Below are 23,080 nucleotides of genomic sequence, written 5' to 3'. Positions count from 1 at the left end.
ATCACGACCTCTGGGGTGGCGAGTGCAAGGCCCTATCCCGTCGGCCCATCCGGCGTATGTCATTGAATATCTGATGCCAAAGCTCGATCCGCGAGGGTGCGGGCGGCTGGCGGCTCACCCGGTCCGCATCCGTGCCAACGTCGCCGCGTCATTGGCAAAAGGGCGCCTATGTTACGCCGAGGCAAGGACCGTTAACCGGACGCCCTTGCGCGTGACACGGGGGCACGACCCTTCGACCACACAGGAACGAACGCGCCCTGGGGGGAAAAACGTATCGTTCCATATACCCACCCGAGCGCAAAGAGCGCCAGGTTTTCATCATAGTAATACGCGGGCTTACCATAGAGCCCCGTGGCCTTATCGTAATCGGCGCGCAACCGCAGCCGTTGATTGCGGCTCGCCCGCCCATGGCCGGCACGAATGAGGTAGGGTATGAGGGCTGCCGAAAACCCCACGGGACCTGTCGCGGCCGGCGTACCTGTCGCCACGTCGACCCTCTCGGGCGGCAACAGGTGGTCATGGAGGTAACGGCCCATCCCGGAGATGGACGCAAGAATACGGCGCGCACCCGGGGTATCTGGATTACTGATCCCCGCCCACAGATACACGCGAATGGCGTTGTAGCTCCCCACGGAGCCTTGCGGTGCCGCGTGATATCCTCGGCCGGGCGTATAAGCGACCCAGTCCGGCGCAAAGCCATGAGGACTCGTCGCGTGCAGAAATGCCGGGAGCGTGCGCGCCATGGCCGCCCATGGGCCCCGCGGAATGGCGTGCGCCATACCGACCACGACCGGCAAGGGCAGGTAGCTTGGATTAAAGACGTAGGTGTCGTGGGCCACCCGGAATCCGTGTTGACCCGGCAACAGCATCGGCCCCAACCCCGGCACCATGGTCACCTCCTCGCGGGCGATACGCCGGGCCAGCAGTATCCCCGTCGCCGTGTAGTCGGTGCGCCCCCACAGTCGACCGGCCTGAATGAGGGTATAGGCGAGCCACAGATCGGCGTCGGCCGCCGAATTGTGGTCGAGGATCCCCCAGCTGCCGTCAGGCCGCCGGCCCCACCGCCAGGCCGGCAAATGCCGGGCGAGGCTGCCCTCCGCGAGATTGGCCTCGGTCCAGTGCAGAATCTTCTGAAAAAGCCCGCGATCATCGGCGACCAGTGCGAAAAACAACGCATAGGCTTGGGCCTCCGAGGTGGTGATACCACCTTCACTCCAATCGATGACTCGGCCCTGGGGGTCGACGAACCGTTGCTGATAACTCCCCCACAATCGATACCAACGGGCCGGATCCGGCCGCGGGCCATCGGGGGCCGCCGCCAGCGAGCAGCCGCCCAGCGCCACCAGCAAGGCCACCAGGCCGCGCCCCCACCAGCGCGCCTGTCCGCCCAACCGCTGTCGCCATCGCTCGCGCCACGAGACCCGCTGCGGGCCCGAACCAGCGGTCCCGGCATTCGTGCGGACACCTCGGCAAGCCGCCTTACTCATAGCGCCCCATATCGGCCACATACTGCGCCGGAATGAAAGTGCGGCCCCCCTCGCCGCCAAAGACGTCACGGATATCGAGACCGGCCTCGAGTTCTTGAAACGCGGGATTAGCTTGGTAGGAGGCACCCGTATCCACATACCAGCTCCCCGCGATCCGTTGGGTGAGATTCACGTCGATGGAGCCGGCGACATTGTGACCACGGGTTCCCCCATAAGGGGCGCCCACCAGCCCCGCGGCCGCCCACTGCGGGGCCAGCGTACCCCTAAGGGAGGAGGATCCGATATAGGGACCCCCGGTCTCGTAGAACCACTGATAGCCGAGCGCGGTGCTGACATTGATCGCGCCCCCGGGCCACCAGTGACTTGCGCTTGCGCTCAGCGACGGCTGTCCCATCCATTGAGGGCTAAAGTAGGCACCATAACCGGGCGACACGAAATCCTCGTTGCGCCGATAACCTTCGGCATAAAATGAGGGCCCGAGGGTCACCCACCAACGGTGATTGGTAAACACCGGCCGCATCATGGCCAGATAGGTGCTGGCCCCATAGTTGGTGGGGATGTTATCGCCGTCAAGGGCATTGAGGTGCAAGGTGCCGATATACGACCAGCCATGGCGGCCACCGCTCGCATAGCCGCTGGCACCGACCTGATTACGCATGACCGCACCCCAGGTGGCCGATACCGGTACTGTGGCCCCACCGACCCTCGCGTCGAAGGTCTCGCGCATGCCGTTATAGGATGTGAGCGTCTGACGGACCTGGTCGCGCAGGACATGAAAACCAAAGCGGCTGCCGTTACGCGACGGAATAGCGGTGTAACGCAGCAGACCTTGGGGCGTACCCCGAGGATCGATCGAAGGGGACGTCCAGCCGAGCGCCATGCGCCAGTGGGCGTGGGGCCTGCGATCATCGATACCGAGCAGAAAACCGGGGCGTTCCTGTATGCGCGTGGTCACGGATGCGCCGCCTCCCGTGGCCCCAATCATCGGCAGCTGACCGCCCACGGGTGGCCCGTCCTCGATCAACGGAGAAGAAACCTCGGCAAAGGCCGCCAGGTGCCAGTTTATGCCAAGCTGCGCCTGCAAGGACGGTTGATACACGCGCATCGCGGCAAGCCCGCTGCTGTGGCCACCACGCTGCCCCCATGAACCCCCCAGGGCCAGGTAGGACTGCCGGGGGCTGGGCGCGGCAATATCATCCGGCGCCACGAACCGCCACGGCATCTCGTTGATGTCGGTGAGATGATGCCCCATGGTGGCCATCGGCAACCGCGCCGCAAGCGGCCCCTTGAGGGTCGCGGCCAGATGATAGGCGCGGGCCAACTCATGCAGGTGCTGATCGGCGATGATGAGGCCCGCGGCATTGCCGGAGGTCTGGTGCACGCGGTACAGGGCGGTAAAGAGCGTCCCCGCCCGCCGGAAATGACCAGTATGCACCAGAGACCAGGCCTCGATGGCGCGCATCCCGGCCGATAGCGGCCCTAGTCGTCGCGCGTCCTGCAGTATCTTCAGGGTGGCGGCGTATCGACCATGCCGGTAGGCCGACAGGGCGTCCATAAAGTCGGCCTGCCGGCGAAGCTGTAGCCGCTCCTTCGTTCCCGGAGGCAGGCGCGTGATCGCCGTGTCCATAAGCGCAACGTCGTGATCGGCGAGCGCCAATGTACCGACCACGCGCCAATCGCGACTTTTCCCGGACCAGTCGGCGGCCCGCAGCCACCACTGCAAGGCCTTCCGGCGGTGGCCGTCGGCGCCATACAGGGCCCCCATGAGTCGCGCGTCGGCGGCCGCGTGCACGGCCATGATGGCGGCCCCTTGCGAGGCCACCAGGGCGAGGGCCCGCCGGTCATGGTGGGCGGCATGCGCCTGCGCCGCCTTCATCAACAGATAACGCAGATGTGCCGCGCGCAGGGCGCGCCAGTCCGCCGGAAGGCGCGTCTGGGCACGGGCATAGAGGTCTTGCATATCGGCCACCGTCAGGTGGGTGGCGGCCACGCCGAGCAGGGTCTCTACCTGTCCCAGATGTTTTGCGTCGCGCAACAAGGCCGAGAACACGGTGCGCGCGCGCCCGAGATGGCCCGTAGCCGCCAACGCCCGCGCCAAGACCAGCTGGTTCGCGGTGTGGGCACGATCGAAGATCGCTGGCTCGCGATGATACAGAATCAGGACTTGAGCCCAGTCGTGCGCCTTTTCGTAACGCCCGAGCGCACGGCGGCCCAGGTCTTCATGGAGCGCGGCGAGCAGTTTGTGGGGCGGTTCGTAACTGGGGTCTGCCGCCTCCATCCGGCGTATCGCTCTGTGCGCGGCGTATAGGTGCCCGTGCCCGATTAGGGCCCACAGCTCGTCATTTTTCATGACCACACGCATGGAGGCAATCGCCGATCGCGTCGCGGAGGCAAGCGCCCCCCGGCCATAGTCAGCACGCAGAACGCTGATCTGCCTTCGCGCCGCCTGCAGATGACCGGCCCCGATATGGATCCAGATCGATTTTTCGAGGAGCACGAAGGTCATGGCTTGGCGCGGATGCCACCCGGGAAACTCCGAGGCCGTCTTGTCGATCAAGGCCCGCGCCCGGCGCAAGTGACCTTGCGTGATGGCCTCCCAGATCTGTTTCTCATTGGCGTTGATGGCCCGTAAGGACCGTCCCTTCCGGGTATAGATATTGCTCGTGACATTGCTATCGAATGCCCCCTGGGCCTCCAAAAACGCGCCCCCATGCACCCGGCTGCGGGCGTAGACGACCGCAGGGACCATCGTTAACGGCAGGATGCCGGCGGCAATCACCGTGAGTCCGCGGGCGATTCGCCGAGGCCGAAACCACAAGCGCTTCATCGTGCCTCCTCCGCGCGCCATTGCGCCCGCTTGCGCAAGGCATGCATCCACACCAGCACCGCCGCGAACAATATGACGCCCGATGCGGCCGCGACCCACAGCCACGGACGCATCGAGAACACAAACACCCAGAACCATCCGGTCTTGCGCCGGCCATACACGAAACGATGACCGATCCTGGTCGATGCGTATCGCCCGCTGGCCTTTTCCCAGGCGAGATCGCCGCGCAGAATGCGCCAATTCTCGGGCATCACCAGCCGCGAGGCGGCTGCGGGCAGCCAGGCCACATGGTTTGCCAGCAGCGTCACCATGACACCGTGCCGGTAGGGCGTCCGGGACTCCAGCAGATAGCGGCCGGCCCCCAGGCGACTCGCCCCCGCCCACGCGTGTCCATGACCCCTGGCGCCGGCCGCCTCGCGGACCATGCCCCTTGAGCCCAGACGGATAGGGCTTGCCGCAAGCCAGTGGCGGCCGAGGGATGTGAGAGTGCCGACCGCCAGCGCATTGCCACGGACAGGCATGGTGAAGGTCGCCACGGCGCCCGGCAAGGGCGAACGCGAGGCCTGCACGAGACGCGCAAACAGGGTCAAACCCGCGGACCAATCGGCCGGTCGACGCGCCGCATACCACACCGACAAGTGTTGACCCAGGCCGTCGACCGCAAGCGGAAAGCCCGTGCGCCGCCATAGCGCAAGGTCCGGTAAAACGGCGTAGCGCTGGGTGTTCGGGAGCCGCAGCACGGACCCCGGGAAGAGAGCGGCCTTGCCCCCCGATATATGAAAACTCACACGATTCCGGCCGGCCACGAGCGCCGAGAAGGGGATCGTGGTCTGATAGCGCGCAACACCGGGTGTCAGCGTCCATTCCGAGATCCAATGGTGGTTGGCAGTTACGGTAATCACCGGCCGGTGTCCGCTAAGGGTCCGAGGCTTGGCGGCCATCGTCAGCCAGAGCCTCATATTGCTTTGGCGAGAGGCAAACAGTCCGCCCGGCATCCAGAACCGGATCGGAATAACGGCGCGCGGGACCCCAAGATGGGCATTGCGCCCGACCAACTTACGCAGACTGATCCTCTCGCCAGGATAGGCGACGCCCCTCGAACCCCGGTGCGTACGGGATATTGCTCGACTCCCGGTAATGATCCATTCGTGACCGAGGGGCAAGACCATCCTCGTCAGCGCGAAGGCGCGCGCCGCCCTCAATACCTGCGCGCCATCCTCGCCGGTGAACACCAGGAGGGCGTCGGCGGGACGCATGGGATTGCGTACCAGCAGGACCGTGGGACCGGCGATCGGTGTTGCCGGCAATGCGAACGCCGGAAGCCGCGCAGCGGGCCCGAGAACGACGCTGACGGCGGATCTTGCGCCGCGCACAAGGGGCGATGACTTAGCGCCCTCAGCGACCCGCACCTGCAGGTGCGCCCGACTGCGTAGCGCAAGCCCGGCCACCGCCTCCTGCGAGGCGGTCATGAGCGTCGGCGTGACCGCACCGTACAGAGCCATGTCAAGCTTCATCATCGAATGGTGCGAAGACCCCGCCAAGACCGCGCGCAACGCGCCAAAATTGAGATGCCGCCAGGGAATGAAGTACGACCTATAACGCAATTGCGAGGCACTGTAGTCGATCTGTGCCCACATGTTCCCAGACTGAGTCGGTGTCGCGACGGGGGCCGCCCCTGGCATCTCGGTGATCCGTATGTCATAGCGCCCATGACCCCAAGCCCGGCGACCCAGACGCAATGTAAACCGGCCACGCGGGAGATGCGCATGCACAACGATCGCGCCCATGATCTTGCCATTGACCGCCACCGCCAACTGCGACCCCTTGGGCGTATTGGGGCTTACCAGATAGTGGATCTCCAGTGTGGCATCCCGCGCTTCATGATGAGAGGCCACGCGCCAGTAGACATTCGCGGCGTCTTGCCCAGGACGCAACATAACCGTCTTCTTGCCGCCGACAAGGCTGGATAAGGGTGCGTTCACCATCACCGCGCCCCCATGGCGCACCGCCCCCGCCGCATAAGCGGCACGTACGCCACCCCATGCCAAGAGGAGCGACAGCATGCCCGCCAACCACCTTCCCGCTCTATGAGACGGCCCTTGTGCCCGGATCGGCACTTCTATCGTGACTTCTGTCATGCCTCTCATCCTCACAGACGCGAAACCCGCCGCCGCGTCCCGGCGATCCGATAAGGGGCATACGCCGCCCCATCCCACCCAAGGCGCATCACGAATCGGACATTAGCCAGTAACCCGGCAACGGCCTTGCGGCCCATATAGGCATAGGCCTGGGCCAACGACACACGCCTTCGCCGCCTGCCAAGCCGCGCCCGCAAATCCTCGCTGCGGCCATAGATCAGGTGCACGACATCGGCCTTCTCGGAACTCCCGCCAAAGACGAACGCCACCCCGACCTTGCCCCATATATCCCGAGTCACGCGCGCCGGAATGAACGTCACATGCTGCCCTGCGCGATCGCTCACCACCGCCACCGTGACACGTTCATCGATAGCGAAACCGCGCGCCGCCAGTACCGGATCGCTGATCTCGATAAACGCCCCTCCCACCGACAGATCCTTTATGCGCGCCGCCATACGCCTCCCATCGGCCGCGATCATAACCGCCGGAATTGGTTCGTCTGGAACGATGCGAAAATCCTTGCGCTGCTGCTTACGTTCCAGCGTCACACCTACGGCCGCCGCCACAATCAGCATGTTCACGAACTCCCACATCATGGTAAACACCAACTGCGGCCGCTCATGCGGGTGATAGAGCCAGCGCCATACGCCTCCGGCGAGCGATGACACAAGTACGATCAGAAATGCGTATTGAATCCATGCCACGCGCGCCACAAAGTCCCGCTCAAGGGATTCCCCCTTCGGCGTTACACGAAACGTAAGTTTGCGCGGCCTTAGCAACGTGGCCGCCAAGGCAGGTAGGGCCAGAGGCGTTTGTACCATTTCGTAGACATCCGACATCATCGGCCAACGAATCTCTCCGAACACCAGATCCGCGAATACCATGGTCGAAAGGAAATACGGGATCCCGTAGATGGCGTACTGCTCTGTAGTCGCGTTGTAGACCATGACCCCAAAAAGCAGGAACAACGATGGCGCCAGGATCGTGATCACGCGAGAGAATGGAAAGAACCAATACGAAAAACTCGCGAGATAGGCCATTCTCTGCGTCCAGCGCAGACCTCTCAATGCGAGCGGATTCTTGAAACGCAGAAGCTGCAAGGCCCCTTGCGCCCATCGCACGCGCTGCGCTATGAAACTCATGACCGTCTCGGGCTGCAGACCGACGCTCAAGGATTCGTTCAGAAATACGCTACGATACCCCTTGGCATGCAATATCATCGCGGTCTCTGCATCTTCCGTTATGGTATCCCCCTGGATCCCGCCGACCTCAAGCAGCGCGCTACGACGCATGACCGCCGCCGATCCGCAGAAAAACGAGGCGTTCCATCCATCCAGACCGGCCTGTATGGTGTTGTGAAAGAGTTCCGTCTCCGCCGGCGAATCGTCGAACGTCGCGAGATTGCGCTCTATGGGATCGGGATTTATGAAGCTATGAGGGGTCTGTACCAAAAAGCATTTCGGATCCTTGACAAAAAACCCGACCGTCTTTTCCAGAAAATCCACGGTCGGCACGTGATCGGCATCCAAGATCACCATAAGCTCGCCTGTCAAATCACGAATTGCCGCGTTGATATTGCCCGCCTTGGCATGATCGTTGTGAACGCGCGTGTGATAGCTCACCCCAAGGCGTTCGCAAAGCGCCTGTAACGCCCGGCGCCGGGCGCGCGACTGCTCGCCGATGTCAGGCCTCTTGCAGCGGTCATCGGTACCGCCATCATCGAGCAAATGCACACGCAACCGGTCTTGCGGGTAGCGCATGTTGAGGGCGCCCAACAATGTCACCTCCAGAATGTCGGCGCCCTCATTGTAGCTGGGCACCACCACATCAACGGCAGGCAACGGCTGATCCGGCGGTAGTGATACGCCCTTACGCCAGCGCGGATTGACGTTGACAAAGTAACCGAGAAGCGCAAAACCCGCCGAATACATCTCGGCCCCCAAAAGCAAGACGCCCGCCACAGTGCTTAGATCGCCATGCCCGCCGATCGTGAATTGCACGCGCCAAATAAGGTAACGCGCAGTGAGGAATATCGCGATAAAGATGCTGAGGATGCGAATGGGTGTGATGCCCGGCTCGCGAAACGCAATCCTCTTTCCGAGTTCTCGCAGGGCAAGCAGAATGAGCACCATGAAAAGGCTCATGTAGGCCTCGGAGCGGGTCGAGACGGGGGCGCCCGACAGGGCGACGACGAGCCCAATCGCGAACGTCACGACCGTGGCGAACACAAAACCGCCTAATCGCTTTGCGAATGACATGAAATCCTCTTTGGGTACGTAGCGATCTCTCTACGCCGCTCGCCATACTAAGGTTCCGAGGCAGGACATCGCCCGCAACGACTGACCGTCCTATGGACGGCGGCGAGAACCTGCCTGCCCATGCAACTGGCTCGCAATAGAAATGGCGTGGGGCCGTAGGTCAATAACCGGTATCGAAAGGCGCCTTACCCGAGGCCCCGTAAAAAGGGCCCGGTGATGGGGCGTGCCTGTAGCCGCTTATGTGATGTCACTTTCATTGTGACGCCACTTTCACGGCAACACGCGCGGACACGCCGGTCTTTTTGCCACGGCACGCGTATAATCAGGCGGATGCGCCGTGTCTCCCGACGCCGGCATGCCGTGTTGGCGGTGCAGTGGCGTGCGGCGTCGGGAGCGATGGCGCCTGGCCGCGGAAGGGAGCGCACTTGGTAATGACGGGGATGGCGTTCGCGGCGGCGCCAATGCGCTCCCGCTATTGGTAGGGATGGCACTATGGACAGGTCTACGACGATTCGTTATGGCTATCGCACGATGAAACATGGGCGTTGTCATACCGGAGCGCTCCTTGCACTGTCTTTAATGATGTGGCCCGCGTGACACCATGGAAATGGTGCCACGCGGACGCCTGTCAACAGACCGCAGCGCGCCGGGGCATCCTTGTCAACGCATACGCCTGTCGCCGCAGACATCCTTTGTCAGTCGGCGACCGGCGCCGCCCGCCGCTTTGGCCTGTCCCCTTATAAGACCACGCTTATCGGAAAATACTTTTCCACTGGTCGCTCGTTTTAGTCCACGCATCGGTCGCATAGATTTTCGCGGCGCATCCTATCTCGCAGAGTGTGTGCGGGCCGATTTTATGGCCTTTACACGCATAATCTATAGGGTAATGAGATCGACCCATTACGGGAGCATGATGTCTGCATACCGGCAGCGGTACGCAGATGTGCGAACGCCGTCTAGAACCGTAGCAGTGTTGCACGCCGGTAAGGAATGAACGACGTGTATGAATGGATAGATATTGCTTGGGCCGACGACAGAAATAAATGCCGGAATGAGATTATGGTTCTTCCGTTGGAGGCCCGCGTTTAGCGCGCCATTGTTCCATAGGGAGCCGGTTACACGCGGATGCGGGTCTGCCCCTGCGGGGTGCCCTGAATGCGCTGCACGCCACGGGTCACAGCCGAGGGCACCGTGACGGCGACGCCGTGCGCGGCTATGCTGCTTCCCGGCCCCTGTCGGGCGCTGAATAGGAACGCTTTCTGCCAAAGCCCGCGGCCTTTCTTTGGGCCCGAAGGCCCAAGCGGTCCGTGAACAGGGCCTTGTCCCGACGAACGGTGACCGGCGCGATCGGCCTATGAGGCGCCTCGCCCGCGCGTAGTCGCGTAAGCCTGCGGGTCCGCCCGTCAGGCCGCCGCCAGGTAATCGACCTCACAAGGCCTATGTCGGGCCTTTCGTGTCCGGCATCACGACAAGGCGGCGTGGTGCGCCGACCTATCCGCAAGATGCCTCCCGCACCCTGACGTCCTATACTGGGACCATGACGCGGCCACGGCCGGCAAACAGGTGCGCCACGGCGCACACCTCGACGGGGGTCCCATCTATGTCGGCATTGGCACCGATTCTCTGCATCAATAGCGGATCCTCATCCCTCAAGTTCGCGCTCTATGCCGTAGACGATACGCGGGAGGATTTGCTGGCCCGCGGGGCGGTGGAAGACATCGGCGGCCCGGACAACCACAGCTGGCTACAGATGGGCAAGCGCATGACTCGTACGCCGACCGACACGATGCCGGATCAACGCGCCGCCATCGGCGCGTTGTTCGAATTACTGGCTACGCACCACATCACGGTACCGCGGGCCGTCGGCCACCGCCTGGTCTCCGGAGGACCGCACCACGTCCGGCACGCGCGCATCGATGCGCTGTTTCTGCGCGACCTGCGCGGCGCGGCGCACTTTGCGCCATTGCATCTGCCCACCGAAATCGACGTCATCGAAGCCGTCAGCCACCATTACCCGCGGCTGCCACAGGTCGCCTGCATGGACACCGCCTTCCACGCCACGCTCCCCGAGATCGCCGCGCGCCTAGCGCTGCCGCGCGACCTCTGGGACGAAGGCGTGCGTAAATACGGCTTTCACGGGCTCTCCTACGAATACATCATGAGCGTACTGGCGCCTGCGGCACGACACGGGCGGGCGATCATCGCCCACCTGGGCAACGGCGCGAGCATGGTGGCCGTGGCCGATGGGAGACCCATCGACACGACCATGGGGTTGACGCCCGCTGGCGGCTTCATGATGGGCACCCGTAGCGGCGATCTCGACCCTGGCGTACTGCTCTACCTGCTTGCGAAAAATACCTACGACTACCGGGCTCTTGAGGATCTCGTCAATCACCGCTCGGGTCTACGCGGCGTATCCGGAAGCACCGCTGACATGCAGCGCCTGCTGCATGAACGCACCACGGACCCCCATGCCGCCCAAGCCGTCGACATGTTCTGCTATCAGGCGTGCAAGGCAGCCGGCGCCCTAGCCGCGGCCATGAACGGCGTCGATACGTTGATCTTTACCGGCGGCATCGGCGAGCATGCCGCACCGGTGCGCCACGCCATCGCCCAGGGTCTGGGTCATCTCGGCGTCGTCCTCGACAATGACGCCAACATCCGCAACGCGGACACCGTCTCCGCGCCCGGCAGTCCGGTCACGGTGCGCGTCATCCCTACGCACGAAGACCTGATGATTGCCCGGCACAGCCACCGGCTGCTGGATCCGCTTTAAGGCGCCGACTGCCGCCGAACTCGCCAACACAGTCCAGTAAGACCGGAAACGCCCCTTGGGGTCCAGGCGGCCTTGCCCCCATGACCTTGGGCGCGATACCCATCGACTTATTGGTAGGCCGCATGGCCTGCCGCGCGCCGGCGTGTTTGCTCTCTGGCGGCCCGAACATCTCCATCATTTTCTGTTTGCCTCGGATAGCGTGCGCTTAGGCCGCCTTTTTTTGCGCCACCTCCGCCCAAGAGCGGTCTGACGGCCCGCCCCAGCGGATGGCTTTACCCCACATAGGCATTCGCCGGACCCGGATTCGAAACGGCTTGGGCAACGGCGGCCAATAACCCATCCTCCCCATCCCAAAGCCCTTGCGACACTCAGGGATATCCCGTCTCGCAGCGGATTGGCCGCGGCTGGCGGGCTCGCGCGGCCCTGGGCGCAAAGACCTCTGCGCTATCGCCGCGCGCAAGACACCAGTCGCCGGCCGTACAGGCGCCGCAAGCCTTCAAGCCAGAGACCGATACCGGCCAGCAGGGTGGCGACATACGCGATCTGGATAGGCCCGACCCAGGAGAATGCCATGAGTCGCCGCAATGCGGGCACTGCCACAATCAGTATCAGTATCGCAACGGCAGCGAAGGAGACGAACGGAAGCCATGGGTTATGCCCGCCGGCACGCCGGTAAAATGGCCGCGACAGATCGCGGTTCGTCGCAATCAGCAACAGCGATCCCAGCACAAGGCTCGCAAAAAGCGGCAGGAGACTTTGGGACGCGGTCAACCCGTACGCAATCATCATATGGTTGCCCGCAAGTAGCCACGCGGCGATACCCGCACCCTGCGCCGAGGCAAAGCCGAGCTGCGAGGCGCCAAACGGGGTCGCGGTGAGCGGACGCGGCGGGCGCGTCATGATGTCGGCACTGGCAGGCTCCGCCTCGAATACCACAGAACAGCTGGGATCAATCAGTAATTCAAGCAGAACGATATGTGCGGGCTGCAACAGCGTCGGGCTGTGCATCAGCACAGGGACGATCACGAGGCTTATGATCGGTACATGCACTGCAAATACGAAGCGGGTGGCCTTGCCAATGTTGTCGTAGATCCGTCGCCCCTGGCGGATCGCTGCGACGATACTCGCGAAACTGTCGTCAAGGAGCACGAGATCCGCAGCTTCCCTCGCCACGTCGGTGCCCCGCTCACCCATGGCCACGCCGACATCGGCCGCCTTGAGGGCAGGCGCATCGTTGACTCCGTCCCCAGTCATCGCCACCACCACGCCGCTTTCCTTCAAGCTCTGCACCAGACGCAGCTTCTGCTCCGGCTGCAAGCGCGCGCAGATATCCACGTGACGGAGACGCTTGTGCAGCGCATCGTCGGACAAAGTCGCAATCTCGGAGCCAGTGATGACATCGGGCTGTTTACTCAATCCGACGCGCACGGCGATGGCGCGGGCCGTCAGCGCATGATCGCCCGTCATCATAATAACCCGCACACCGGCTGCGCGGCATTCCGCAAGCGCCGGCGGCACCGCTGGCCGCGGGGGATCAAGGAACCCCACAAGTCCGACGAAGGCGAGATGCAGATCCTGCTGCGCCGCCGGCCGCGGCCCGTGCAGTTCCCCCTTAGCGACACCAAGGACCCGCAGTCCGCGCCCTGCCATCGCGGTCACTCGGTCATTGACACGCCGATGCTCACTCGGCGACAGATCGCACAAGGCCGATACGGTCTCGGGTGCCCCCTTGGCCGCCAGCATCTTGAGGCCATCTTGCCGAGCATAGACATGGGTCACGGCGAGCAGGGCCGGTGATATCTCGTAGACGTATTCGCGGTTGGCTTGCGCGCGCGGGCGCGGGCCCCAACGCCGCGCGAACCGGTAGATGGCGCGCTCCATGGGATCGAAGGGGTCGTCTGGCGTGGCCAGGCGCATGGTTTCGATCAGTTCGTCTAGCAAGTCAGGCGGCGCCTCGCCGTCAACACGGAAATCGGCGCCGTTGGCAGTCAGTTCGGCGACCTCCATGCGGTTTTCCGTGAGCGTACCGGTCTTGTCCACCGCCAGCACACCTATCGCACCGAGCGTCTCCACTGCGGCGACCTGCCGCGTCAGAACCTTCTGCTGCGACAGCCGCCAGGCCCCCAACGCCAGAAAAACCGTGAGAATGACCGGAATCTCCTCAGGTAGGATGGCCATCGCCAGCGCGATACCTGAGAGCAGACTATCGAGAAATGGGCGGCCGCCCCAGCGCCAGCTCAACAGAATCTGTGCGGCTGCCAGCGTAAGCCCTGCGATCGTGAGGTCGCGGATCAACCGGCGCGAGGCGCTCTGGAGACCCGAGGGGCGCTCCTGCGCCGTGGCAAGCGACTGACCGATGCGCCCAACGGCCGTGGCGGTGGCTATGGCACACACCAGCGCGACCCCGCGGCCCTTCGTGATGACAGTGCCGGCAAAAAGCGCAGCGGCGTTCCCGCCACCCGGAACACCCAGGGGCGCATCGGCGGGACCCGGGGTCTTGGCGATGGGTACCGACTCGCCCGTCAACAGCGACTCATCGGCCACCAGATGGCCCTCGAGCAGAAGTGCGTCTGCCGGCACGCGATCCCCTTCGTGCAGTATCAGGACGTCGCCCCGCACCACTTCACGCGCCGGAACGTACAGCTCGTCTTCGCCGCGGATGACGCGCGCCCGGGGGGCAGACAGATCCCGCAAGGCCTCGAGCGCACGTTCGGTCTTACGCTCCTGGATCACGGTGATGGCAATGACGATACAGACGAAGCCGAGCAGGAAGAGCGCTTCGGCGCGATTGCCCAGCGCGAGATAGACACCGCCCGCCACGAGCAGCATCTGAAACATGGGCTCGGCAACGACGCCCATGGCGAGCGCCCACAACGGCCTCGATCTGCTGCCCGGAAGGACGTTATCTCCATCCTCGCGGCGACGGCGCAGCGCCTCCTCAGGACTCAGGGCGCGATCCCTTACCCCCTGGCCGGACATATTTGCGGACACCGCCCCTCCCCAGGCCCTGACTCCACAGGCCGAGACGTCCTATGGTACAGAGATGCGACCTAATACCCACGGCGGCTAAACCCCGCTTAGGTCCAACGACAGAACCGGCAAGACATGACCGCCCAAGGCTGATACGCGCTGCCCCACCCGCTCAAGGCCCATAATCTGCGCACTCCAATGCTCGCGTAACCGTCGCCAGCCGGAGTTACGACGCACCACGGACCCCAGGCCGCCCAAGCCGTCGACATGATCTGCTATCAGGCGTGCAAGGCAGCCGGCGCCCTAGCCGCGGCCATGAACGGCGTCGATACGTTGGTCTTTACCGGCGGCATCGGCGAGCATGCCGCACCGGTGCGCCACGCCATCGCCCAGGGTCTGGGTCATCTCGGCGTCGTCCTCGACAATGACGCCAACATCCGCAACGCGGACACCGTCTCCGCGCCCGGCAGTCCGGTCACGGTGCGCGTCATCCCTACGCACGAAGACCTGATGATTGCCCGGCACAGCCACCGGCTGCCAGACGGCCCCTGAAACACGGGCCGATGGCAGCCGTCCGGCCTAAAAGGGCCACGTCCAACCCACGACATCGGGCCGGTCCGTGCCCTCCTCCATAGCGTAGCGGAGATGCTCGATGATCTGATCTTTCATATGCTCTTTCAGGTGCGCGCCCGCGCTCACCAGCCGTGGTACACGATCGATGACATCGATGACCAGATTGAACCTATCGACCTGATTGTTGATCGCAAGCTGCATCGGCGTATTGATGCTGCCCTTCTCCTTGTAGCCCCGGACGTGGATGTTGACTTCATTGGCGCGCCGATAGGTGAGCTTGTGAATCAACTGCGGATAACCATGAAAATTGAATATCACCGGCTTGTCGCGCGTAAACAGGCTGTCGAAATCCCGGTCCGATAGACCATGCGCATGCTCGGTATTGGGTTGCAGCTTAAACAGATCCACCACGTTGACAAAGCGGATGCGCAGATCCGGTAACGCCGCCCGCAGAATCGCCGTGGCGGCCAGCGCCTCGGCGGTGACGATGTCGCCGGCGCTCGCGATCACCACATCCGGTTCCGCGTCGGCATCGCTTGATGCCCACGGCCAGATGCCGATGCCCTTCGCGCAATGACGGGCCGCAGCCTCGATGTCGAGGAACTGCAGGTGGGCCTGCTTGTCGGCGACAATGACGTTGACGTAATCCGTGCTCTCCAGGCAATGGCGCGCGACATGCAACAGGCAGTTGGCGTCGGGCGGCAGGTAGATGCGCGTCACGATCGCCTCCTTGTTGGTGATGACATCCAGAAAACCCGGGTCCTGATGCGTAAAACCATTGTGGTCCTGGCGCCACACCGTCGAGCTCAGAAGGATATTGAGGGACGGTACGGAGGCGCGCCAGCGCACCTCGGTCTTGCACTTGGCCAGCCACTTGGCATGCTGGTTGACCATAGAATCGATGATATGGGCAAAGGCTTCGTAAGTACTGAGAAACCCGTGGCGCCCGGTCAGGACGTAGCCTTCAAGCCACCCCTCGAGGGTGTGCTCGCTCAGCATCTCCATCACATGCCCGTCAGGGGACAGCTCACTGCCGTCACTGTCCTCGGGCAGCACGTTGGCCATCCACGCCTTCTTCGAGACCTCGTAAATGGCCTGCAGCCGATTCGAGGCATTCTCATCGGGACTGAACACCCGAAACCGCCCCCGATTGCCGCGCATCACGTCGCGCAGGAATTGTCCCAGGACATAGGTGCTCTCCATGTAGGCGTGGCCGGGATTGGGAACGGGAACGGCATAGGCGTGCACATCGGGAAGATTCAGGGGCGCGCGCAAAAGGCCGCCATTGGCATGCGGGTTGGCGCTGATCCGGCGGACACCTACGGGTGCGAGCGCCCGCAACCGCGGGATCAGGCGCCCTTGCGCGTCGAACAGCTCCTGCGGCCTGTAGCTTCTCATCCACGCCTCGAGAACGGCAAGATGTCGGGGATTGTCGGCGACGTCCAGGATCGGGACCTGATGGGCGCGCCAGAAGCCTTCGATGTGGTGCCCGTCCAGATCCTTGGGCGCCGTCCAGCCCTTGGGGGTGCGCAGAATGATCATGGGCCAGCGAGGCCGCACGCCCGGACCGTCCGCCCGCGCCCGCGTCTGGATCTGCTGGATCAAATCGACGCAGGTATCCAAGGTCTGCGCCATCGCCCGGTGCATGGCCGCGGGGTCGCTGCCTTCCACAAGATAGGGCGTGTATCCATACCCGCGAAAGAGATCCAACAACTCCTCCGGGGAGATGCGGGCGAGGATGGTCGGGTTGGCGATCTTGTATCCGTTGAGGTGCAAAATCGGCAGGACCGCGCCATCCTGTGCCGGGTTCAGAAACTTGTTGCTGTGCCACGACGTGGCCATCGGGCCGGTCTCGGCCTCGCCATCACCGATTACCGGGACCACCAGCAGATCGGGGTTGTCGAAGGCGGCCCCGAAGGCGTGCGACAGGCTGTAACCGAGCTCACCCCCCTCATTAATGGATCCGGGGGTCTCCGGCGTGCAGTGGCTGCCGACACCCGCCGGATGCGAGAAGAGCGTAAAGAACCGCTTCATGCCCGATTCGTCTGGGCTGCGGTCCGGGTACACCTCGCTGTAGGTCCCTTCCAGGTAGGCGTTCGCCAGTGTGGCCGGCGCGCCGTGCCCCGGTCCACTGATATAGACAACATTCAGGTCGCGATGGCGGATCAGCCGATTCAAGTGCACCCAGACGAAATTCTGTCCGGGATCCGATCCCCAGTGGCCGAGCAGACGACGCTTGATGTGTTGCGCCTGTAGCGGCGTCCGCAAGAGCGGATTGTCCCGCAAATACAGCATACCTACGCACAGATAGTTGGCGGCGGCCCAGTAATCGTCGATATCCTTGAGTTCCTTGTCCGTCAGCGCAAGCGTCACGATAGCCTCCCTGAGTCCTGACCCCGCCGGCCGCGATGGCGGGATCGAAGAATTGCCGAGGGCGGCGCCAAGCGCGCCCGTCAGTTCACGTCGGCGTCCATCGCCATTTGATCTGAGGCAGGAGCCTGCGCATCCGTCGTTTCGATCGCGCCTTTTGTGGATGGCGCCTGCGGACCCGCCGCGCAAGCGGCCGCGCCTCTCCGATACCAGAGCCACCCCACGAGCCACGCGGCCAGCAAGACCGCCGTGAACATCCCGCCTGCGGCACTGAAATCCAGACTGCCTGGACTCTTCGATGCGGTCAATACGCCCTGGGTGGCGCCCCATAACCGCGTCCACTCCCAGATACTGACCATGAACGCCACCAGTACCCCGCAACCGGTCAAGGCCCTGTTCAGGCGATCTCTGTGCCCGGGATTACGCACCGCCCAGTCGTAGAGGCGCGCCACAGCAAGCCCGTCAAGCGTGTCGAGCAAGGTCATGCCGGCGGTAAAAAGCAGGGGGAATACCATGATCTGGGCAAGCGACACGGCGCCGTGCCGGGCCATCGCCGCCGACACGCCGAGCACCGCGACCTCGGTTGCCGTATCGAATCCCAGGCCAAACAGCGCTCCGACGAAATACATCTGCCAGTCGCGGCGCACCAAGCGAAACACGGCCGACAGGACGTGCACAAGCAAGCCGCCCGCCTGCCTTACCGGCCGCGGGGAGGTCCTCCCGTGGGCCCGGTCTCCCAGACGCCCCGGACGGAGCAGGATCGCCAGATTGCTGCCGCCCATGACGAGCAGGAACGCCGCCGACACGGCCGTACCCGTCAGGGCCCCGGTATGCGACAGCCAGGCCATAGTGGGTGATGTCTGGCGCACGATCGTCGCTACCAACAACGAAAACAGCATCACAACCGACGAATGGCCGAGCGAGAAATACAAGCCGACGCCCGAGGATCTCCGGCGGCCATCGCGCAACGCCCGCGTCACGGTGTCGATCGCCGTGATGTGGTCGAGATCGAAGGCATGCCGCAGCCCGAAACCATAGGCCAGCACACCCATCCCGACGGCCGCGGGGCCCAGCGCGCGCAGATCCCACAAGCCGCACAGCGCGAGCCCGTTCAGGACCGCCACCACGCCCAAGGGTCCGTAGCCAAGGCGCGCCCATCGTGCCGCGCCTTGCAGCCTCATGACCGCGCCCCTCGCGCGGCACCCATCGATGCCATGCGACGGTGGGGGGCCAGATACAAAGGCGTGCGCGAGTGCGGCGTCTTGTGCACAAAATGATAGCGCGCCACATGGTAGCTGCGATCGAATCCGTAGAAATTGCGGTGGATGTGGGTCAACTCATCGGCCCGGTAAAGCGCAAGCGGCCTCTGCGCCTCGTCGCGGCCACGGCCTTCCCCCTTGCGCGCCATCCGTTCCGACCAGACCGCCGGATGCGCCCAGGCGCGCGCCAAACGGCTGATGCCATCCGCGAACTCCCGGGGCGTGCGCCCAAAGGCCCCATCGACCAAACCGATCGCCGCCGCCGTGGCGGCATCCACCGGCAGCCGGCCGGCGCGCAGCCATTCACACGCCGTGGCGTCCAGGCGCCGCGGCAGAAGATAGGTCCAGTATTCAGAACCGTACAGATTGCCCATGTTCTTGTAATGCGGGTTCAGGATCACACCCAGCCGGGCAAAGACCGCGTCGGCGGCCAGCGCGAGAAACACGCCGCCTGCGGCCGCGTTTCCGGACAAGGCCGCGATGGTCAGCTGCCGATCGTTCGATAGGATTTCCAGAACCAGATCGTCCATCGCCTCGATGTTGCGCCACGACTCGTCGGCGGGACTCGCCGCCGCCTCGATCATGTGCAGGTGGATGCCGTTGGACCAGTAATCGGACCCCCCATGCAAGACGATCACTCGCGCATCGGACGCGCGCGCCTTACGGTAGGCGTCGGCGAGACGCCGGCATTGATCGCTGCTCATCGCGCCGTTGTAGAAACCGAACCGCAGATGGCAGACGTCCCCCTCCCTTTGCCAAGCGATCTCCTGCCAAGCCCCTACCCGTTCGCAGGCAAGCGGGATGTGCGCAAGATCGGCGACCGCCGCGCCGAGCACCACCGCCGCCGGCAGCTTCAGGCCTCGGCCGGCGGCCTCGGCGGCCTGCATGTGGGTGATCCAGACCGCACCGTCGCGGGTCGCCCGGCACACCGCCCCGTCGCGCTGAGCGATCAGCATGCCCGGCATGCCGCGCAGCCCGTCCTCAGGCCACGCGCCGTAGAGATATACGGCCCGGCCGCAGACCCAATCGCGCACGCCCGGCGCACCATCCGCGGCATGGATCTTCTTCAGCACGGTCGCGGTGGTATCGGTCGCCCAATCGATGGCGCGATCGGCCTGCGTCATCGGCCGATGCGCGCGGCCACGCGGGATATCCGCGCAGGCCGCGAGATCGCCCTGCGGCCGCGGCCTTAGCGTCTTGTCGGCGTAGAGCGCCAGCGCCCGGCGCAGCGCCGTGACGGCGGCCTCCGTCACCTCCTGCCTATACAGGCTGCTTTTGGGCGCGACCCGCATGGGAAATGTCTCGTAGGCCCATATATCGCCACCATCGAGCTCCTCGTTGGCCTGCAAGACGGTCACGCCCCACTCGGTTTGTTCCTCCAGAATGGCCCAGTCGAGCGCCGACGGGCCGCGGTCCCCCGGGATGCCGGGATGGATGATCAGACACGGATAGCGGCTCCAGACGCTGCGCGGTATGGCCCGCTTGAGATAGGGGGCAACGACCACATCGGGCCCAAACAACGCCACCCCCTCCTCGGTGGCGGCATCGTGCACATCGAACTCCACGGCCAACTCATGCCCATCGCGGGTAAGCTCGGCGTACACCCGCTGACTCAGGCTATTGAAGGCTTCGACCAGGAGCAGGATACGCATGCGCACCTCAGCAGATACGCGGCAGCGGGTCGCCGGCCAGCCAATCCACCATGCGGCTGCCCCCGAATGCCGTCTCCATTTCCACGAAATGCAGGGTATCCGCGACCACCTCGCCTATGATCGCCGCCTGCGCGCCCAAGGGGTGCGCGCGCATCACCGCAAGCAGCGCCCCGGCATCATCGGCCGAACAAATGGCGATGAGTTTGCCTTCGTTGGCGATATAGAGGGGATCGAGACCCAGAAACTCGCAGGCCGCCCGGACCTCGGCGCGAATCGGAATGGCTGATTCGCGGATGCGCATGCCCACGCCGGACTGCTCGGCGATCTCGTTCAAGGCCGTGGCAAGCCCCCCGCGGGTCGGATCGCGCAGGCAATGGATGGCCGGCACGGCCCGGACCATATCCGCGACAAGCCCGTGCAGCGCCGCGCTATCCGACAGGATGCGCGCGTCGAATGACAGATGCTCGCGCTCCGACATGATCGCCACACCGTGGTCACCCATGGATCCACTGACCAGAATACAATCCCGGGGCCGCGCCCGATGGGCATGGATGTCGAGGGCCGGATCCACGACCCCGACACCGGTCGTGGTGATAAAGACGCCGTCGGCCTTTCCCCGCTCCACGACCTTGGTGTCCCCGGCTATGATCGCCACCCCCGCCGACCGCGCCGCCTCCGCCATCGAATCCGCGATCCTCTTAAGGTCGGCGAGCGGCAGCCCCTCCTCCAGGATGAAGCCCGCGGTCAAGTACAGGGGCGTCGCGCCGGCCATCGCCACATCGTTGATCGTCCCGTGGACCGCCAGGGCGCCGATGTCCCCGCCTGGAAAAAAGAGCGGAGACACGACGTGGGCATCGGTTGCCACCACCAGCCGCCCGGCCGGCAGGTCGCAGCGCGCCTGATCATCCATCGGGCGCAGCCACTCGTTATCGAATGCGCTCAGAAAGAGCTCTTCGACGAGCTGCGTGGTCGCGCGCCCGCCGCTGCCGTGGTTCATGTCGATGCGTCCCTGACGCAGATCAAGCGCCCGGGCGTGGCGTCGCACACGGGTATTCATGACGCGCCCGCCGCGCGGCGTCTCGCGGCCGCCGTATCGCGCCGGTAGCGCCCGTAGGTATAGTGCGCGGCGCAGGCGCCTTCGGACGAGACCATGCACGAACCCATAGGGTTCTCCGGCACGCAGGCGGTGCCAAAAAGCCGGCAATCCTCGGGCTGCTTTACGCCGCGCAGGATGGCCCCGCACTCGCATCCCTTGTGATCCGGCGCGCCCTCATAGCGCACACCAAAGCGTGGCTCGGCATCGAAGCGGGCATAGCGCCCCTGGATACGCAGCGCGCTATAGGGCACGTCGCCCAGACCCCGCCACTCGAAGGTACGCGCCAGTTCGAACACCCGGCCGACCAGGGCCTGCGCCTTGAGATTGCCGTCCCTGGTCACCGCCCGCGTGAATTGGTTTTCCACATCGCACCGTCCTTCGTTGATCTGCCGCACCAGCATCCACACCGCCTGCAAGACATCGAGCGGCTCGAAACCGGCGATTACCACCGGCTTTTCGTATTCCTCCGCAAAAAATTCGTACGGCCGGCTGCCAATCACCGCGCTTACATGCGAGGGACCGATGAATCCGTCGATACGCACGCGCCCCAGCTTGCGGACTTCCGGGGAATCGAGCAGGCTCTGGATGGCCGACGGCGTGAGCACGTGGTTGCAGAACACGCTGAAATTGCCAAGCCCCGCGCGCTCGGCCTCGAGGATCGCCGCCGCCGTAGGCGGGGTCGTAGTCTCGAACCCGATGGCAAAGAACACCACCTCGCGATTCGGGTGCGCACGCGCCACGGAAAGCGCATCCTGCACGGAATACACCATTACGATGTCGGCGCCCGCCGCCTTCGTGGTCAGGAGACTTTGGCGACGCGAGGCCGGCACGCGCATGACGTCGGCATAGGTGCAGAGAATCACACCGGCGTCGCGGGCCAACGCGATGGCGCTGTCGATCCGGCCGACCGGCAACACACACACCGGGCACCCGGGTCCGTGCACGAGACGGATCGACGCCGGCAGGAGATCGGGCAGACCGTAGCGCGCAATCGCATGCGTGTGGCCTCCGCAAAATTCCATGATATGGTAGCTGCGCCCCGGTATGACGTCGGCGTGAATCCTGTGCGCCAGGGAGGCCGCCACGCGGCCATCACGGAATTCATCGATGAATTTCATGGGCCCTCGCAAGGAAACCCGCGGCCTCGGTCGCGGGAGGAATCGCGGTACAATCCCTAAGCCGCCCACGTCCCCCCTGTCGCTTGGTGATGTGACCCAATAACGAGGGATGGCCGGCGCAAGCCGATGGCCGGGAGGCTATCGCACGGGATACGGACCCGGTGGCGCGACTTGGCAACCGCTGCCGCCCGACCGGGAAATGCCTCAGGAGGCACGCCCCGGCCTGTCTGTCGATCCCCGGTCCGTTCGCTGCATGCGCCATCGCGGTTGTCTCCAGAATAACGCCTGCGGCCTTCAGTCGCAGGATGGTTTATGGGCCTTCCAGGCTACCGGTACCGGCCACCTGCGCGATCTCGGCGAATAGATCGAGGGTCTTGCGCGCCTCGTCGGCATTGAGCCGCGTGAGCGCGAATCCGACATGGACAATGACGTAATCGCCCTCGGCCACGCCGTCGACAAGCGCCAGCGACACCGTTTTGCGCACCCCGCCGATCTCCACCACCGCCAGATCGTCCGCGAGGACCCGCTCCACACGCATTGGTACGGCAAGACACAT

The 23,080-nt window shown here is 64.3% G+C and carries 12 protein-coding genes and 1 pseudogene; 2 read left to right on the top strand and 11 right to left on the bottom strand.

Features of this window, described 5'->3' with window-relative positions; translation table 11 throughout:
- Positions 1 to 191: 191 nt before the first annotated feature.
- From bcsZ to bcsA, 4 genes are read right to left on the bottom strand one after another with little or no spacing between them, the layout of a single operon-like run.
- Positions 192 to 1,487: a cellulose synthase complex periplasmic endoglucanase BcsZ gene (gene bcsZ, locus C4900_RS03255; protein ID WP_114282305.1), complete on the bottom strand. Its 1,296-nt coding sequence runs from the start codon at positions 1,485 to 1,487 to the stop codon at positions 192 to 194.
- Positions 1,480 to 4,314, bottom strand: a complete 2,835-nt coding sequence (locus tag C4900_RS03250; protein ID WP_170132390.1) for a cellulose synthase subunit BcsC-related outer membrane protein — start codon at positions 4,312 to 4,314, stop codon at positions 1,480 to 1,482. The genes bcsZ and C4900_RS03250 overlap by 8 nt, the downstream gene beginning before the upstream one ends.
- On the bottom strand, positions 4,311 to 6,452 hold the full coding sequence (locus tag C4900_RS03245) for a cellulose biosynthesis cyclic di-GMP-binding regulatory protein BcsB (protein WP_114282303.1): 2,142 nt from the start codon (positions 6,450 to 6,452) through the stop codon (positions 4,311 to 4,313). Before C4900_RS03245 ends, C4900_RS03250 begins: the two co-directional genes overlap by 4 nt.
- A gap of 11 nt (positions 6,453 to 6,463) precedes the next feature.
- The gene (bcsA, locus tag C4900_RS03240; protein ID WP_065970729.1) at positions 6,464 to 8,710 is read right to left on the bottom strand and encodes a UDP-forming cellulose synthase catalytic subunit; all 2,247 of its coding nucleotides are present in this window, start codon (positions 8,708 to 8,710) and stop codon (positions 6,464 to 6,466) included.
- Positions 8,711 to 10,310: 1,600 nt separating this feature from the next.
- Here bcsA and C4900_RS03235 point away from each other — a divergent pair.
- Entirely contained in the window at positions 10,311 to 11,486 is a 1,176-nt protein-coding gene (locus C4900_RS03235) for an acetate/propionate family kinase (protein ID WP_114282302.1), read from the top strand.
- 444 nt (positions 11,487 to 11,930) lie between these two features.
- Here C4900_RS03235 and C4900_RS03230 read toward each other — a convergent pair whose 3' ends face one another.
- A complete protein-coding gene (locus tag C4900_RS03230) occupies positions 11,931 to 14,465 on the bottom strand; it encodes a cation-translocating P-type ATPase (RefSeq protein ID WP_114282301.1) in 2,535 nt (844 codons plus the stop codon).
- A 243-nt stretch (positions 14,466 to 14,708) separates the two neighbouring features.
- Here C4900_RS03230 and C4900_RS03225 point away from each other — a divergent pair.
- Positions 14,709 to 15,008, top strand: a pseudogene (locus tag C4900_RS03225) (acetate/propionate family kinase); the annotation flags it as partial.
- Positions 15,009 to 15,035: 27 nt separating this feature from the next.
- Here C4900_RS03225 and C4900_RS03220 read toward each other — a convergent pair.
- The 6 genes from C4900_RS03220 to C4900_RS03195 form a co-directional block, all read right to left on the bottom strand.
- Complete coding sequence (locus C4900_RS03220; RefSeq protein ID WP_114282299.1) at positions 15,036 to 17,402, bottom strand: phosphoketolase family protein; 2,367 nt, start codon at positions 17,400 to 17,402, stop codon at positions 15,036 to 15,038.
- A gap of 80 nt (positions 17,403 to 17,482) precedes the next feature.
- Complete coding sequence (locus C4900_RS16165) at positions 17,483 to 18,580, bottom strand: HoxN/HupN/NixA family nickel/cobalt transporter (RefSeq protein ID WP_114282298.1); 1,098 nt, start codon at positions 18,578 to 18,580, stop codon at positions 17,483 to 17,485.
- Complete coding sequence (locus C4900_RS03210; protein ID WP_065970724.1) at positions 18,577 to 20,310, bottom strand: hydrogenase maturation protein; 1,734 nt, start codon at positions 20,308 to 20,310, stop codon at positions 18,577 to 18,579. The genes C4900_RS16165 and C4900_RS03210 overlap by 4 nt, the downstream gene beginning before the upstream one ends.
- Before the next feature lie 7 nt (positions 20,311 to 20,317).
- Entirely contained in the window at positions 20,318 to 21,367 is a 1,050-nt protein-coding gene (gene hypE, locus C4900_RS03205; protein ID WP_065970722.1) for a hydrogenase expression/formation protein HypE, read from the bottom strand.
- Entirely contained in the window at positions 21,364 to 22,524 is a 1,161-nt protein-coding gene (gene hypD / locus C4900_RS03200) for a hydrogenase formation protein HypD (RefSeq protein WP_114282297.1), read from the bottom strand. The genes hypE and hypD overlap by 4 nt, the downstream gene beginning before the upstream one ends.
- A gap of 310 nt (positions 22,525 to 22,834) precedes the next feature.
- Positions 22,835 to 23,080 carry a HypC/HybG/HupF family hydrogenase formation chaperone gene (locus C4900_RS03195; RefSeq protein WP_114282296.1) on the bottom strand — a complete coding sequence of 82 codons (246 nt, stop codon included), beginning with the start codon at positions 23,078 to 23,080 and terminating at the stop codon, positions 22,835 to 22,837.

The organism is Acidiferrobacter thiooxydans (assembly GCF_003333315.1).
In the GTDB taxonomy this organism is placed as follows: Bacteria; Pseudomonadota; Gammaproteobacteria; order Acidiferrobacterales; family Acidiferrobacteraceae; genus Acidiferrobacter; species Acidiferrobacter thiooxydans.
The sequence above is the reverse complement of the archived record's forward strand: the minus strand, read 5'-3'. Positions and strand labels throughout refer to the sequence as shown.